Consider the following 14,697-nt stretch of genomic DNA (forward strand, 5'->3'; position numbering starts at 1 on the left):
AGCGCCCGGCCGGGCCTTATTCCGGGGGCGCACAAGAGCTGAGGGATCGCCATGCGCGTCGCGATGATCGGATCGGGGTATGTCGGGCTCGTTTCGGGGGCATGCTTCGCCGATTTCGGCCACGTCGTGACCTGCGTCGACAAGGACGCCGGCAAGATCGACGCGCTTCGCAACGGCGTGATGCCGATCTACGAGCCGGGGCTGGAGACGCTCGTCGAGAAGAACGTGCGCGAGCGCCGCCTCTCCTTCACCACCGATTCCGCCGAGGCGCTGAAGGACGCCGACGCCGCGTTCATCGCCGTCGGCACGCCCTCGCGGCGCGGCGACGGCCACGCCGACCTGTCCTACGTCTACGCCGCCGCGCGCGAGATCGCCGAGCTGACGGCCGGCCCCATCGTCGTGGTCACCAAGTCCACCGTGCCGGTCGGCACCGGCGACGAGGTGGAGCGCATTCTGCGCGAGACGCGGCCGGACGGCGACTACGCCGTGGTTTCCAACCCGGAGTTCCTGCGCGAGGGCGCGGCGATCTCCGACTTCAAGCGCCCGGACCGCATCGTCGTCGGCTCCGACGACCCGCGCGCCCGCGAGGTGATGTCCGAGCTCTACCGGCCGCTGTACCTCAACCAGCCGCCGCTGCTGTTCACCACCCGGCGCACCTCCGAGCTGATCAAGTACGCCGCCAACGCCTTCCTGGCGGTGAAGATCACCTTCATCAACGAGATCGCCGACCTGTGCGAGGCGGTGGGCGCGGACGTGCAGGAGGTGGCGCGCGGCATCGGCCTCGACAACCGCATCGGCCCGAAGTTCCTGCACGCGGGGCCCGGCTATGGCGGCTCGTGCTTTCCCAAGGACACCACCGCCCTCGTCAAGACCGGGCAGGACGCCGGCGCGCCGCTGCGCATCGTCGAGACGGTGGTCGCCGTCAACGAGCAGCGCAAGCGCGCCATGGGGCGCAAGGTCATCGCCGCGTGCGGCGGCAGCGTGCGCGGCAAGACGATCGCCGTGCTCGGCCTCACCTTCAAGCCGAACACCGACGACATGCGCGACGCGCCCTCCATCGCCGTCATCACCGCGCTGCAGGACGGCGGCGCGCGGGTGGTCGCCTACGATCCGGAGGGCGTCGAGCAGGCCCGCGCCATGCTCCGCGACGTCGCCTACGCGCCGGACCCCTATGCCTGCGTGGACGGCGCGGACGCGCTCGTCATCGTCACCGAGTGGGACGAGTTCCGCGCCCTCGACCTCGGCCGCGTGCGCGGCCTGCTGCGCCAGCCGGTGGTGGTGGACCTGCGCAACATCTACCGCCCGGAGGACATGCGAAAGCGCGGCTTCGCCTATGTCGGCGTCGGGCGCGGCGCCGCCTGAGGCGGCGCGTGACGCGGCGCGGCCGAGAGGCTATCGTCGCCCCGAAACCCGCAACGGACCGGACGCGATGCAGACCTTCTTCGTCGAAATCAAGTGCAAGCTCGGCAAGACCTACGCGGTGGCCAGCCGCCTCGCCGACGCCGAGATCGCGTCCGAGATCTATTCGACCGCCGGCAATTTCGACATCCTCGCCAAGTTCCACGTCGACGACGGCGTCGACATCGGCCACTTCGTCGGCGAGAAGGTGCAGGTGATCCCCGACATCGTGGACACCCACACGATCATCACCTTCAAGGCGTTCTGACGCTCCGTCGCGCTCAGATTCCCACGGCGCGGGCGCGCGACGAGGCGATGTGGGCCTCGACGGCCGCCACGGCGGCGGCCGGGTCGCGCGCCTCGCAGGCGTCGAGGATGCGCAGGTGCTCCTCCATCACCGAGAGGAGCAGCGTGTCGAGGATGCGGATGCGCTCCTCGCGGATCAGCCGGATCTTGATCGAGTTGACGCGGTAGGCGTTGGAGATGATCTCGTTGCCGAGCGCGTCGATGATGGTGTCGTGCAGGCCCCAGTCGACGGCCTGCGCCTCGGCCAGCAGCGCCGGCGTGATGCCCTGGCGGGCGCGCGCCACGATGGCCTCGTGCCCGGCGCGCAGGCTGGCGAGCAGCGCGGCGTCGGCGTCGACGGCGAACAGCGCCACCGCCTCCTTCTCCAGAAACAGGCGGAACTGGTAGGCGTCGCGGATGAGGTGCAGGTCGATGTGGGCGACCTGCATGCCGCGCTGCGGCACGGTGCGGATCAGCCCCTCCGCCTCCAGCCGCGGAATCAGCTCGCGGATGGCGCCCAGCGGCAGGCCGGTCAGCTCCACCAGCTCGCGCTGCGACACGAACTGGCCGGGCCGGATGACGCGGGCGAGCAGGCGCTCGGTGAACGCGTCGTAGGCGCGCTCCCGAAGCTTGGGGATGTCCCGCTCGTCCGCCCTCTGCGACATGGCGCGTCAGGCCGCCCGGGCTTCCATGATGCGGTCGAACGCCGCGCCGAGCCGGCGCGCCTCGGCCTCCGGCAGCGCCTCCAGCGGCGGGCGGGCGTGCAGCCAGTCCGGGTCGCCGAGCTTGTGCGCCACCAGCGCCTTCACCGCCGGCGTCACCGGCAGCTCGAGGATCATGTCGACGATCTCCTTGACGCGCGGGTCGTCGCGGCCCTCGATCGCGACCGGCCGGATCAGCGCCGGCGCGAAGTTCGCCATGCCGCAGATCGTGCCCTGCGCGCCGTTGCGCACCGCCGCGGCGAGCTGGCGCTCGTCGCCGACCAGGATGGCGAGGTCGCCGTGCCGGTCCAGCAGCGCCTGGGTGTTGGCGGCGTCGCCGGAGGAGTCCTTGACGCCTGTGACGACGCCAGGGAAGGCGGCGCGCAGCCGGTCGATCAGGCCGATGGAGATGCCCACCGCCGTCACCGAGGGGATGTGGTAGAGGATGACGTCGCGCGCCTTCGGCCCCAGCGTTTCGAGCACCTTGGCGAACCAGCGGAACAGGCCCTCGTCGGAGACGCCCTTGAAGTAGAAGGGCGGCGCCAGCAGCAGGCCCTTGCAGCCGAAGTCGAGCGCGAGGCGCGCCTGCTCCACCGTCTCGTGCAGCGAGGCGGCGGCGACGCCGGCCACCACGTCTCGGGCGGCGATGCCGTGGCCCGCCAGCGCGCCGAGCATTTGCTGGCGGCCGGCGAGGCCGATCGAGGCGCCCTCGCCCGTCGTGCCGAACAGCGTGATGGAGTCGCAGCCGTGCCCGAGGCACCATTCCGCGTGGCTCACCAGCCGCTCGTGGTCGATCGCCGCGTCCGCCGTGAACGGCGTGACGAGCGCGACGGACAGGCCGAAGCGCGAGCCCGCCTGCGTTGTCGTCCCGGTCATCTGTGTCTCCCGAAGTGTCCGCATTGCCTGGAAAGGACGCGCCGGCCCGCGGCCCGCGCGCGCCCGCCTATCCGTCCTTGAGGCCGCCGGCCGAGAGGCCCGCCACGATTTCGCGCTGCGCCAGCACCGTCAGCAGCAGCACGGGCAGCGTCACCAGCAGCGCAGCAGCCGCCAGCGGCCCCCACGAGATCTGCTCGAAGGTGAGCACGTTGTAGATGGCCGAGGGCAGCGTCCGCGTCGTCTTGCCGCCGAGCACGACCGAGAAGATGAAGTTGTTCCACGAGAAGATGAAGGCGAGGATGCCGCCCACCACCAGCCCCGGCCGCGCCAGCGGGAAGGCGATGTAGCGGAAGCTCTGCCACGGCGTGCAGCCGTCGACCAAGGCCGCGTCCTCCAGCTCGGCGGGGATGTTCTCGAAATAGCCGATCATGATCCACACGATGATCGGGATGGTGATGACGAGGTGGGTGATGAGCAGCGCCGGGATGGTGCCCACGAGGCCCATCCACTGGAACGCCATGAACAGCGGGATGAGGTAGGACAGCGCCGGCGTCATGCGCGCGATCAGGATGAGGATCGCGAACTTGGCCGACTTGGAGCGCGCGATGCCGTAGCCGGCCGGCACGCCGACGAGCAGCCCCACCAGCACCGCCCCGCCCGTCACCAGGATCGAGTTCCAGAGGTAGAGCAGGAAGTTGTTGCGCGCGAACACCTCGACATAGTTGGCGAGCGTCGGCGGATTGGGGATGAACACCGGCGGCCAGGCCGTGTTGTCGACTTCGTTCTTGAACGAGAGCGACAGCATCCACAGGAAGACGAGGATGGCCGGCGACACCAGCACGAAGACCGAGAAGGCGAATCCCGCCTTGAACAGCAGGGTCTTCAGCGTCGGCCGGCTGCGGAGGGCGGCGCTCATGGGCGGGCTCCGGGGGCGAAAAGGGCGCTCATCACGCGTTCCACTTCGACTTCTGCCGCACGTAGAGCAGCAGCAGCGACAGCATGACGATGATGAAGAAGAAGATGACGACGACGGCCGAGGCGTAGCCGATCTTGTAGAACTGGAACGCCTGCAAATAGAGGAAGATGTTCAGCGTCTCCGAGGCCGTTCCGGGGCCGCCCTCCGAGATCACGAAGATGATGTCGAACACCTTGAGCGCGTCGATGGTGCGGATGACCAGCGCGATCATGATGTAGGGCCACAGCAGCGGCAGCGTGATGAAGCGGAACATGTGCCATTCGTTCGCGCCGTCGATCACCGCCGACTCGTAGGGCTCCTTCGGCAGGCCGGCGAGGCCGCCGAGCACGATGAGCATGACGAGCGGCGTCCAGTGCCACACCTCCACCATCACCAGCGTGGGGATCACCGTGTCGGGGCTGAACACCCAGGCCGAGGGCGGAATGCCGACCAGCGACAGCAGGTAGTTGAGCACGCCGAGCTGCGGGTGGAACATCATCTTCCACACCAGCGACACGGCGACCGGCGTCGCCATCATCGGCATCACGAAGACGGTGCGCAGGATGCCGCGGAACGGGAACTCGCGGTGGAACACCAGGGCCGCGAAGGTGCCGAGCACGATGGGCGCGACCACGGCCAGCACGGTGAACCACAGCGTGATCCACAGTGAGTCGCGGAAGCGCTGGTCCTGCGCCAGCGTGCGGAAGTTCTCGAGCCCGACGAACTCGGTGCCGCCGCCGATCTTCCAGTCCTGCACGGACATGAATACGGTGAAGACCCACGGGAACACGATCACCGCCAGGATGATCACCGTGGCGGGCACGGCGAACACCCAGTACTTGCGCGAGAAGTCGTAGGGCTTGCCGGCGCCGGCCGCCGGGGGAAGGTGCTTGGCGGCGAGCGCCGCCCCGGCCGAACTGTCGCTCATGGGGGTGTCCGCGTGTCACGTCGCGCCGGCGTCGCCGGCGGGGGAAGTCCGCCGGGGCGCGTGGCCCCGGCGGAACGTCTCTCGTCAGCCCTGCTCGGACTTTTCGAGCACCGGCTTGAAGGCCTCGGTCGCCTTCTTCAGCTCGCTCGCCACGTCGGCGCCCGACAGCGTGTTGGTGAGCGCCACGCCGAAGATGTCGCGGAACTCGGTCACGGGGATGATCTGCGGCAGGCCGGGCCGGCCGATCTTGCCCGAGCCGGACATGCACTCGAAGTAGTCCTTCGGGAACATCGCCGACTTGGTGCCTTCCGGGTTCGAGAAGGGCGACATGCGGGCCGGCGAGCCGGCGCCCGCCTTCAGCATGGCGAGCTGGTTGGCCTTGTTGCAGGCCCACTGGATGTAATACCAGGCCGCGCCCTTCTTCTTGGAGGCCTGGGCGATGCCGATGCCGTCCGCGAAGATGGCCGAATGGTGCGCCTTGGGGCCGGGCGGCGTGATGCCGTAGCCGACCTTGCCGACGATCTTCGACTTGGTCGGATCCTCCAGCGGCGTGGCGAAGCCGATGCCGTCGAGCCACATGGCGGCGCGGCCCTGCATGAAGCTCGTCTGGCATTCGTTCCAGTTGAAGCCGATGGTGCCGGGAGGGGCGTAGTCCTTGTTGAGCTTGCGGTAGAGCTCCGCCGCCCAGATCGCCTCGGCGCCGTCGGTGTTGAGCTTGCCCGTCTTCGGGTCGATCGTCTCGAGGCCCTGGCCGAGCAGCCAGCTCGTCCACACCGGGATGTTGGCGTTCTTCAGGCCGCGCGACACGAAGCCGTTGATGCCGTTCGCCGGGTCGTTGAGCTTGGCGGCGGCGGTGACGATCTCGTCCATCGACTTGGGGTATTCGACGCCCTTCTTCTGGAAGATGTCCTTGTTGTAGTAGAGCATCCAGAAGTCGACGAACTGCGGCAGCGTGTTGATGGCGCCGTCCGCCTGCGTGGCGAAGTTCATGCCCGCCGCGCCGAAATCGGCCAAGTCGAAGTCGGGGCTCGTCATCTCCGGGTTGTTGATGTACGGGCGCAGGTCCTCCGTCCACTTGCCCTTGTAGGACAGGCGCTTCTGGACGTGCAGGGCGAGGAAGGTGACGTCGAAGGTCGGCCGGCCCGACGAGAACTCGATCATCGCCTTCTGGCGCTGCTGCTGCTCGGGGATCTGCTCGGACGAGACGGTGATGCCGGTGAGGTCGAAGAACTCCTTCTCCGCCTGCTGCAGCAGGTCGGCGCGCGGGTTCTTCACCATCATCACGTCGATCTTCTCGCCGGCGTAGCGCTTCCAGTCGAACTTCGACTGCGCGTTGGCGCGAGAGACGATGGCGGGCGCGCCGAGAACGCCGAGCGCGGAGACCCCGGCGCCGGCCTTCAGCAAAGCGCGGCGGGACAGCGGAGTACGATGGTAGTCGGACATGGTTCCTCCCTTGGCGTGGATGCGGACGCGCGCGGGCCGGCCGACTGACGCGGCGGTCCCCCTGCACGAAGGCGCGCAGCCTAGCGCGGCCGCCATCCGGGAGCAACTGACATGTTACCTTGCACGAAGAGAAAGTTCGCGACGGCGCGAGCACGAAAAAAGCCGCCGCGCGGGCGCGCGGCGGCTTGATGTCGGGGGGGCTGTCGAAGGGCGGACGTCAGTCCGCCCCTGCCGCCGACAAGAATGTGCGGTCCGCGCCGCGGAGGGCGGACGCCAGTCCGCCTCCCGTTCCCGGAATCCCGGAGCGTCAGCGGAGGGATGTCCGGGACCCAGCGCATGGATGCTGCCGCGAAGCGGCGCTGCATCAGCCTTTTCCAAGAGGACGCGCTGACGCGCGACATATTGCGCTGGGCCCCGGGCTCGGTTCCGCTGTCGCTGCACCGACCCGGGGACGGGCGGGAATCAGCGCGGCTGGCGGACGTCCTTGCGGGCGTCGGGACGGGCGTTCTGGCCCGGCTTGCCGCCCTTGGGCGCGCCGCGGCGGCCGGAGGCGCTGTCGCGCTCCCACCAGTTGCCCGGCTGGCCCGACGAGGCCACGGGGCGCGGGGCGCGCGCCGGCGAGCGATCCTCGACCGTGCCGACGGCCCGCGCCTCGCGTCCTTCCGGACGGCCGGCGGCGTGGCGGGCGTCGCCGTGCGCGGCGGGGGTCTGCTGGCGTCCGCCGTGCGAACCGCGCGACGGGGCGTGAGCCTGGCCCTCGGCCCGGGCGTGGCCCTGGCCAGCGGAGCGGCCGGCGCCGCGCTGCGGCTTGCCGGAGCGGCCGTTGCGCGGCTCGGGGCGCGGCTCGCGCTGCTTCGGCGCGTCCGGCACGTGCGGCAGGTCGGACGGCGCGGCGACGACCGGCACCTTCTGGCGCGTCAGCCGCTCGATGTCGCGCAGATAGGCGCGCTCCTCGCCGTCGCAGAAGGAGATGGCGATGCCCGCCGCCCCGGCGCGCGCCGTGCGGCCGATGCGGTGGACGTAGCTCTCCGGCACGTTCGGCAGGTCGAAGTTGATGACGTGCGACACGTTGTCGACGTCGATGCCGCGCGCCGCGATGTCGGTGGCGACCAGCAGGCGCGAGCGCCCGGCCTTGAAGTCCGCCAGAGCGCGCTCGCGCTGCGACTGCGACTTGTTGCCGTGGATCGCGGCGGCCGGAATGCCCGACTGCTCCAGCCGGCGCACGACGCGGTCCGCGCCGTGCTTGGTGCGCGTGAAGACGAGCGCGCGGTCGATGGAGCGGTCGTCCAGCAGCCGGGTGAGAAGCGCCTGCTTGCGCGCCGTCTCGATGAAGATGACGCGCTGGTCGACGCGCTCGGCCGTGGTGGCGACGGGCGCCACCGCGACCTTGGCCGGGTTGGTGAGGAAGCGGTCAGCCAGTTCCGCGATCTCCTTCGGCATGGTGGCCGAGAAGAACAAAGTCTGCCGCTTCGCCGGGATCAGCGCCGCCAGCTTGCGGATGTCGTGGATGAAGCCCATGTCGAGCATCTGGTCGGCCTCGTCGAGGACGAGGATCTCGACGGTCGACAGCGACAGAGCGCGCTGGTTGACGAGGTCGAGCAGGCGGCCCGGCGTGGCGACGAGGATGTCAACGCCGTTGGCCATCTCGCGCACCTGCTTGCCGATCGACACGCCGCCGAACACCACCGTGGAGGTGAGGCGCAGGAAGCGGCCATAGGCGCGGAAGCTGTCGGCGATCTGGCTGGCGAGTTCGCGGGTCGGGCTGAGCACGAGGCAGCGGCAGCCCTTGCGAGGCGTCGGGCGCGCGTCGGCGGCGAGGCGATGCAGGATGGGCAGCGCGAAAGCGGCCGTCTTGCCGGTGCCGGTCTGGGCGACGCCGAGCAGGTCGCGGCCCTCGAGGACGTGGGGGATCGCCTGCGCCTGGATCGGCGTCGGGCGTTCATAGTTCTCGGCCGCGAGCGCCTTCTGAAGGGGAGCGGCGAGGCCGAGATCGGAGAATTGGGTCACGAAGAATCTTTCATCGGTTTCGGTGCGACCGAACGCGAATGCGCACGAGCGGACCTTCGGCCGGAAGGCCGAGAAGGACGCCCAGGCGTGATCTGGATGTCATGGGAAATGTCGAGGGCTGATGCCCTGGCTCGTAGCAGGCCGGGTTTCTGAAACCCGATCACGCAGCCTAAGAGTGCGCGGAGCCGGTATCGACGAAGGGGATATGGGCCCCCCGCCCGCCAAAGTCAAGCGAAGGACGCGTCGGCCACCCCGGCGGACGGCGATTTCGCCGCGTGCCGCAGCGGTGCGTTGCGTTCTCGATCGCTCCGGCCTCAATCGACACGGAATGACGATTGCGAACGCTATAAATCAATTTCGTCAATTTCTGTCGATCAGAAGTGGTCACAAGAGTTCGGGTCCATGATCTCCGCGTTATTATTTTAATAAGATTGGTCCCGCATGCTGAATTCGATTTCAGGGCTCCAGAACGGGGCCGGGCACTTGTTGGAGCCGATGCTGATGAATGGACCGCAAGCGGATCCGGCCCTGAAGACGGGCCTCCTGTCCTGCGCCGCCTCGATGCTCGGAGTGGTCGGAACGACCATCCTCGCGGTCCAGGCTCTCGGCTCGTCCCAGCTCTCGGCCCAGATTCCGCTCGCCGCCATCCTGGGCGCCTCGGCGGCGCTGTTCGGCGTCAACGGACTGGCGACGGCCGGGCTGCTGAAGGGCTATCGCCGCCTGCTCGGCGAGGTGGAGACGGTGCTCGCCGCCGACATCCCGCCGCAGGAGGCCGACGCCGAGCGCCGCCAGGTCGCCAGCGTCAGCCGCATCAAGGCGTCGCTGCTCAACGCCGGCCCCGATGTCGAGCGCATCGCCGACTTCGACCCGCTGACCGGGCTCGGCAACCAGCACTGGCTGAAGCTGCGCGCCGCGCACGAGATGAAGCGCATCGAGCGCGACGGGGGCCCGGTGTCCCTGATCCTGCTGCGCGTCGAGCACCTGGACAAGATCGTCGAGACCCACGGCGTCGACGCGGCCGATACGGCCCTGCTCTGGGTGGCGGACATGCTGCGCAACACGGTGCGCTCCTACGACCTCGTGGCGCGGCTCGGCGACGGCGAATTCTGCGCCCTGCTGCCGGGAGCGACGCAGACCGTCGCCAGCAACGTCGCCAAGCGGCTGAAGATCGCCGTCGAGATGGCCCCGCAGGTGCTGATGCAGAACAAGACGCTGCAGATCTCCTGCGCCGTCACCGCCCCGGAAGAGCCGGACACCACGGTCGAGACGCTGATCCAGCGCGGCCGCGTGGAGCTGGGAACCGCGCCGCACGAGGCGACGAACGAGTGAATTGCGCCCCGGCGGGCCTCGGCTTCGGCGGCCCGCCATGCTAGATCTCGGTTTGAAATGGGACGGTCGAGCTGAGATTCGCCGTCGCCGGCGCCGGCATCACGAGGCCCCGATGCCCGATTGGAACGCCGACAAGGTCCTGAGCCGCGTAGCGCGCGTGCGCGAGCTCGCGAGCCGGGGCACTACCGAGGCCGAGCGCGAGGTCGCCAAGACGACGCTGCTGCGCCTTGTCGCCCACGCCACCAGCGACGCGCAGGCGCTGACCCCCACCTCTCGCGACTATTTCCTGGCCCGCCTCAACGCGGTGATCTCGGGCGTGCCGCTCGCCGCGCGGCCGAGCGCGCCGCCGCGCCCATCGCGGCGCTGGAGCGAGCCCGGCTACGTCGCGCCCGCGGAGACCGCCGCCGCCGACGCGGAGGCGTCCGCGCGCCGCCATTCGCGATGGCCCTCGATCCTGCCCGGCTCCAGGGTGAGGACGGCGGGCGACGACGGATCGCGCGCCGGCACCGTGGTGCGCTACTCCCATTCCAGCGACGGCGCCCATTTCCAACGCGTGCTCTGGGACGACGGCGACGAGAGCGACGCGCCCGAGGCCGTGCTCGTGGTCGTCCGCCCGCCCCGCCGCGCCGCCACCTGACCCCGGCTCAGCACAGAAGGAAATGCGTCGCCGCCCAGGCGACGGCGATGCTCGGCCCGAACGGAATCACCATCCCTTTCGGCGTGCGGCGCACCGGCGCGACGCCGAGAGCGCCCAGCCCGGAATAGAGGATCGTCACGATCAGCAGCGCCGTCGCGAACGCGCCCGCGCACCACAGCCCGAACCACAGGAAGGCGACCGACAGCAGCTTGACGTCGCCGCCGCCCATCGCGCCGAGCGCGTAGCAGGCGAGCAGCAGCGCGAACACCGCGCCGCCGAACAGGACGTGCTGGACGACATCCGGCCACGAGGCGCGGACCGCCATGTCGACGGCGAACAAAGCAAGCAGCGCCAGCACGACGCCGTTGCGGATGACATATCGCCGCAGGTCGTCGTGCACCACCTGGGCCAGCAGGCCGGCCAGCACCGCTCCGATCAGGATATTCACCCCGCCCCCGTCGCCCCGAACCGTCGCGGCGCGCCGCCGCCGCCGGGCTTGCGCCGGCGGGCGCATTGGGCCACAGCGGGGCGCGGCGGGCAATCGACCCGCAAGCCGTTAAGGCGAGCTTGGAAGGTCATTTATTTGATTTGCTTGCACCCACGTTTTGAGCAGTGCGAACGGCTCAGCTCGAGTTGACGAGCGCATTCGCACCGTTCCCTCGCGTAATCGGATTGGGAAAATGAAACGTTGCGAAGCGGTAATGTATAAAGCGGCCCGTCATTTAGCCGGATGGGGAAGACTCCGGATGGAGCTTTACGCTGCCCACTGCTAGTTAAATTTATAGTCCAATTAACCAGGCTGCGCACGATTGACCTTGGTTGGGCCTCATTTTGAGGGGTCGGCCATTGACGATTAAAATTGCACATGCTTGAAAATGGGCTTGGGGCGGTTTCCGTTGATCACACTGGAGAAGGAGGGTGTACCCTTGAGCAAGTTCCTTTCGCGTTTTCGCAAGAATGAAGACGGCGCGTCGCTGGTCGAGTACGCTGTTCTCATCGCGCTGCTGGCCGTGTTCCTGATCCTGACCATTCAGGGCCTGGGCATCACGATCAACAGCAAGTTCAGCGCGGTCAACAACATGCTGGCGAACCCCTGATCGGGGGCTGGCCGGGCTCCGGCCCGGTTCGTGATCGCACCTTGGAGCTGTTATGAGGCCTACGACTCTACTGGTGCTGGTCGCCGCTCTCGTCCTGGGCGGGGCGGCGGCATTCCTCGCGCGCGGACTGCTTCTGCAGCGCGCGGCGCAGCAGGTCGAGCGGCCGATGGCGACGATCGTGATCGCCGCCCAGCCGCTCGCCTTCGGCATCCCGCTCACGGCTGACAACGTCAGCGAAGTGAGCTGGGCCGCCGACGCCCTCCCCGAGGGGGCGTTCCGGACGCGTGACGAACTCCTGCGCGAAGGCCGCCGGGTGGTGCTGTCGCCGATCCAGAAGAACGAGCCGATTCTGGCCTCCAAGATCACCGGCGCCGGGCAGCGGGCCTCGCTCTCGGCGCTGATCGACCCCGGCATGCGCGCCGTCACGGTGCGCGTCGACGAGGTGCGCGGCGTCGCCGGCTTCGTGCTGCCGGGCGACCGGGTCGACATGGTTCTGACCCGCAACGAGCAGGGCGGCACCTATGCCGACGTGCTCCTGCAGAACGTCAAGGTGCTGGCGGTCGACCAGCTGGCGAGCGAACGGCAGGAGACGCCGACGGTGGCCCGCGCGGTGACCGTCGAGGTCAACACCCAGCAGGCCCAGAAGCTGATTCTTGCCTCCGGCGTCGGCACGCTCTCGCTCGTGCTGCGGCAGGCGGGCGGAACGGACCCTGAATTGACCAAGCGCGTCACCGTCGCCGACCTGGGCGATGGGGAATACGTGGATAAATCGAGGCAGGAGGCGGCCGAGCGAATGGCCGGCCTCGAGGCCCGTATCGACGAATTGAAGAAGATTTCGGAGCAAGCCGAGACATCGTCACGCAATGACGCACTGACCCGCATTAAGGAGCTTGAGTCCCGAATGCAGGCAGAATTGCGTAGACTCAGCGACGGAAAGACGGCAGTTAATATCCCTCCGCCAGCGGAGGCCGCGCCCCCGCTTCAGGATACGACAATCATCCGCGTCATGCGGGGCCTGAGGCGCGAGGAAATCAGCGTACCGAAGGATGTCCGGCGTTAAAGCGTTGAGGGGGACTGCGATGAAACCGCAAGTGGGGCTACGACTGGACTTGGCGTCCTCTCGCGGGAACGCACGGAGCTCGGCCAGCCGTTTCTGGCGTCTTGCGGGTGCTTCCCTCGTCGCAACGGGCCTGCTGGCCTGCGGCCCGGCTTTCGCCCAGACGAACCAGAACCTCGGCGCCAGCGAGCAGGCCCGCCTGCAGCGCGTCCGCGTGGTTATCAACAAGTCCGACACGTTCCGCGTCGAGCGGCCGTTCTCCGACGTGCTGGTCGGCTCCTCCGACATCGCCGACGTGCTGCCGCTCAGCGACCGCATGCTCTATATTCTCGGCAAGAAGGTCGGCACCACCAACGTCTCGCTCTATGACCGAGACAAGCGGCTGCTCGGCGTCGTCGACGTCGAGGTGGCGCTCGACACCCGCAACGTCGAGGGGAAGATCCGCAGCGCCGCGCCGAGCGACATCAAGGTTACCGACATTGACGGCAAGCTCGTTCTGAGCGGCAGCGCGCACGACGCGCAGGCCGTCGACCGCGCCATGTCCGTCGCGCGCGACCTCGCCCCTCGCGGCGTGGTCAACGCCGTTACCGTTACCCAGCCGCAGCAGGTGATGCTGCAGGTCCGCTTCCTGGAAGTGCAGCGCAACGCGGGCCGCGAGTTCGGCGTCCGCTGGTCCGCCTACAAGAAGGGCGCGGGCGCGCTGGAGCTCGGCACCCGCGGCCAGAGCGGCATGTTCTACCCGCCGACGGCGCAGGGTTCGCAGACCACCACGGTGCTGCCGAACGGCACGACCATCACCGAGCAGCTGCCCTTCATCCTGGGCGCGATCGGCGGCAACGCGGGCTGGGCGGGCACGATCTTCACCCAGCTGATCAACACCAACAACTTCCAGCTCAACGCGGTCATCAGCGCGCTGGAGGAGACGGGCCTGGCCCGCCGCCTGGCCGAGCCGAACCTCATCGCGCTCTCCGGCGACACGGCGAGCTTCCTCGCCGGCGGCGAAATCCCCTACCCCGTCGCCTCGGGCTCGGGCTCCAGCGCCGCGCCGGCCGTTGCCTTCAAGGAATACGGCGTCCAGCTCAACTTCACGCCGACCGTGCTGGCCAACGGCGTCATGAACATTGTCGTCGCGCCGGAAGTGTCGGACCTCGACTACGCCAACGCGGTGTTCCTCAACGGCACGCAGGTGCCTGGCCTGACCAAGCGCCGCGCCAAGACGACTGTCGAGCTGCGCGACGGCCAGAGCTTCGCCATCGCCGGCCTGCTCTCGGCCCAGTCGGCCCGCAACGCCAACCAGGTGCCCTGGCTGGGCTCGATCCCGATCCTCGGCACGCTGTTCAAGAGCACGGCCTTTCAGGAGAACGAGACCGAACTGGTGCTGATCGTGACGCCGCACCTCGTCAAGCCCGTGCCGCCCGGCAAGCAGCTGCGCTCGCCGCTCGACTCGACGCTGCCGAGCAACGACGCCGACTTCTTCCTGGCCAACCGCAGCGACGTGAAGAAGAGCTTCCGCGAATACGTGTCGCGTGGCGGCGACATCAAGGGGCCGTACGGCCACATCGTCGAGGGCGCGCCCGGCGCGTCCGCCGCGAACTGAGGGGGCCGTGATGAAGCTTCGGTTTGGATTGGTCGCGATCTGCCTGGCGCTGGGCGGCTGCAACACCTATTGGGAGCGCAGCGACACGATTTCCTCGACGGCGGGCGACGCCGTGGCGGCGAACATGGTGATGCAGATGACCGATCCCTGGCCGCCCAATTCGCGCAACACCAACATTCCTTTCGACGGCGAGCGCATGCAGCGCGCGGTGGAACGCTATCGCGCGGGCGGCTCGGGCGGCGGCGCTTCGGCCCCCGGCGTGAGCACCGGGCCCTCGCAGTAAGGTTTCGGTCCCGCGGTCGGCGACGCGGCGTCGCCTCGCGGGCTCCCGATCCCCCGTCCAGTCGCAGTCGCCGCGCCCATGCGCTCCCGTCAGGGAGGGGCGCG

General features: G+C 68.9%; 15 protein-coding genes. 8 read left to right on the top strand and 7 right to left on the bottom strand.

All coding sequences use genetic code 11. The features are described from left to right. Nucleotides 1-51 precede the first annotated feature (51 nt). On the top strand, nt 52-1,362 hold the full coding sequence (locus NK718_RS04890; RefSeq protein ID WP_254739195.1) for a UDP-glucose dehydrogenase family protein: 1,311 nt from the start codon (nt 52-54) through the stop codon (nt 1,360-1,362). Between the two features lie 67 nt (nt 1,363-1,429). Next, entirely contained in the window at nt 1,430-1,666 is a 237-nt protein-coding gene (locus NK718_RS04895) for an Lrp/AsnC ligand binding domain-containing protein (protein ID WP_254739197.1), read from the top strand. Nucleotides 1,667-1,679: 13 nt separating this feature from the next. Here the strand turns inward: NK718_RS04895 and NK718_RS04900 are convergent, their stop codons facing one another. The 6 genes from NK718_RS04900 to NK718_RS04925 all read right to left on the bottom strand — a co-directional run bounded on the left by NK718_RS04900 (nt 1,680) and on the right by NK718_RS04925 (nt 8,593). After that, nucleotides 1,680-2,348 carry a GntR family transcriptional regulator gene (locus tag NK718_RS04900; protein ID WP_254739199.1) on the bottom strand — a complete coding sequence of 223 codons (669 nt, stop codon included), beginning with the start codon at nt 2,346-2,348 and terminating at the stop codon, nt 1,680-1,682. A 6-nt stretch (nt 2,349-2,354) separates the two neighbouring features. Beyond that, complete coding sequence (locus tag NK718_RS04905) at nt 2,355-3,260, bottom strand: dihydrodipicolinate synthase family protein (RefSeq protein WP_254739201.1); 906 nt, start codon at nt 3,258-3,260, stop codon at nt 2,355-2,357. Nucleotides 3,261-3,327: 67 nt separating this feature from the next. Beyond that, a complete protein-coding gene (locus NK718_RS04910; protein ID WP_254739203.1) occupies nt 3,328-4,176 on the bottom strand; it encodes a carbohydrate ABC transporter permease in 849 nt (282 codons plus the stop codon). 31 nt (nt 4,177-4,207) lie between these two features. Further along, entirely contained in the window at nt 4,208-5,143 is a 936-nt protein-coding gene (locus NK718_RS04915) for a carbohydrate ABC transporter permease (RefSeq protein ID WP_254739205.1), read from the bottom strand. 84 nt (nt 5,144-5,227) lie between these two features. After that, entirely contained in the window at nt 5,228-6,586 is a 1,359-nt protein-coding gene (locus NK718_RS04920) for an extracellular solute-binding protein (protein WP_254739207.1), read from the bottom strand. A 462-nt stretch (nt 6,587-7,048) separates the two neighbouring features. Then, entirely contained in the window at nt 7,049-8,593 is a 1,545-nt protein-coding gene (locus NK718_RS04925; RefSeq protein WP_254739209.1) for a DEAD/DEAH box helicase, read from the bottom strand. Nucleotides 8,594-9,094: 501 nt separating this feature from the next. Here NK718_RS04925 and NK718_RS04930 point away from each other — a divergent pair. Then, nucleotides 9,095-9,922, top strand: a complete 828-nt coding sequence (locus NK718_RS04930) for a GGDEF domain-containing protein (RefSeq protein ID WP_254739211.1) — start codon at nt 9,095-9,097, stop codon at nt 9,920-9,922. Between the two features lie 112 nt (nt 9,923-10,034). Beyond that, nucleotides 10,035-10,559, top strand: coding sequence for a hypothetical protein (locus NK718_RS04935; RefSeq protein WP_254739213.1), 525 nt, complete (start codon nt 10,035-10,037; stop codon nt 10,557-10,559). A gap of 7 nt (nt 10,560-10,566) precedes the next feature. On the opposite strand, the gene NK718_RS04940 is transcribed toward NK718_RS04935, so the two are convergent. Further along, the gene (locus NK718_RS04940; RefSeq protein WP_254739215.1) at nt 10,567-11,007 is read right to left on the bottom strand and encodes an A24 family peptidase; all 441 of its coding nucleotides are present in this window, start codon (nt 11,005-11,007) and stop codon (nt 10,567-10,569) included. 478 nt (nt 11,008-11,485) lie between these two features. Here NK718_RS04940 and NK718_RS04945 point away from each other — a divergent pair, with 478 nt between their 5' ends. From NK718_RS04945 to NK718_RS04960, 4 genes are all read left to right on the top strand, one after another. After that, the gene (locus tag NK718_RS04945) at nt 11,486-11,656 is read left to right on the top strand and encodes a Flp family type IVb pilin (protein WP_254739217.1); all 171 of its coding nucleotides are present in this window, start codon (nt 11,486-11,488) and stop codon (nt 11,654-11,656) included. A gap of 73 nt (nt 11,657-11,729) precedes the next feature. Then, on the top strand, nt 11,730-12,716 hold the full coding sequence (cpaB, locus tag NK718_RS04950; RefSeq protein ID WP_254739219.1) for a Flp pilus assembly protein CpaB: 987 nt from the start codon (nt 11,730-11,732) through the stop codon (nt 12,714-12,716). A gap of 49 nt (nt 12,717-12,765) precedes the next feature. Then, a complete protein-coding gene (locus NK718_RS04955) occupies nt 12,766-14,310 on the top strand; it encodes a type II and III secretion system protein family protein (protein ID WP_254739221.1) in 1,545 nt (514 codons plus the stop codon). Between the two features lie 10 nt (nt 14,311-14,320). Then, complete coding sequence (locus NK718_RS04960; protein ID WP_254739223.1) at nt 14,321-14,593, top strand: hypothetical protein; 273 nt, start codon at nt 14,321-14,323, stop codon at nt 14,591-14,593. Nucleotides 14,594-14,697: the final 104 nt, after the last annotated feature.

The organism is Alsobacter ponti (assembly GCF_024294805.1).
Lineage (GTDB): Bacteria > Pseudomonadota > Alphaproteobacteria > Rhizobiales > Beijerinckiaceae > Alsobacter > Alsobacter ponti.

What these genes read in the sequence shown, in the direction of transcription:
- NK718_RS04890 (WP_254739195.1), top strand. Translation starts at nt 52, where the DNA reads ATGCGCGTCGCGATGATCGGATCGGGGTATGTCGGGCTCGTTTCGGGG.
- NK718_RS04895 (WP_254739197.1), top strand. Translation starts at nt 1,430, where the DNA reads ATGCAGACCTTCTTCGTCGAAATCAAGTGCAAGCTCGGCAAGACCTAC.
- NK718_RS04900 (WP_254739199.1), bottom strand. Translation starts at nt 2,348, where the DNA reads ATGTCGCAGAGGGCGGACGAGCGGGACATCCCCAAGCTTCGGGAGCGC.
- NK718_RS04905 (WP_254739201.1), bottom strand. Translation starts at nt 3,260, where the DNA reads ATGACCGGGACGACAACGCAGGCGGGCTCGCGCTTCGGCCTGTCCGTC.
- NK718_RS04910 (WP_254739203.1), bottom strand. Translation starts at nt 4,176, where the DNA reads ATGAGCGCCGCCCTCCGCAGCCGGCCGACGCTGAAGACCCTGCTGTTC.
- NK718_RS04915 (WP_254739205.1), bottom strand. Translation starts at nt 5,143, where the DNA reads ATGAGCGACAGTTCGGCCGGGGCGGCGCTCGCCGCCAAGCACCTTCCC.
- NK718_RS04920 (WP_254739207.1), bottom strand. Translation starts at nt 6,586, where the DNA reads ATGTCCGACTACCATCGTACTCCGCTGTCCCGCCGCGCTTTGCTGAAG.
- NK718_RS04930 (WP_254739211.1), top strand. Translation starts at nt 9,095, where the DNA reads ATGAATGGACCGCAAGCGGATCCGGCCCTGAAGACGGGCCTCCTGTCC.
- NK718_RS04935 (WP_254739213.1), top strand. Translation starts at nt 10,035, where the DNA reads ATGCCCGATTGGAACGCCGACAAGGTCCTGAGCCGCGTAGCGCGCGTG.
- NK718_RS04960 (WP_254739223.1), top strand. Translation starts at nt 14,321, where the DNA reads ATGAAGCTTCGGTTTGGATTGGTCGCGATCTGCCTGGCGCTGGGCGGC.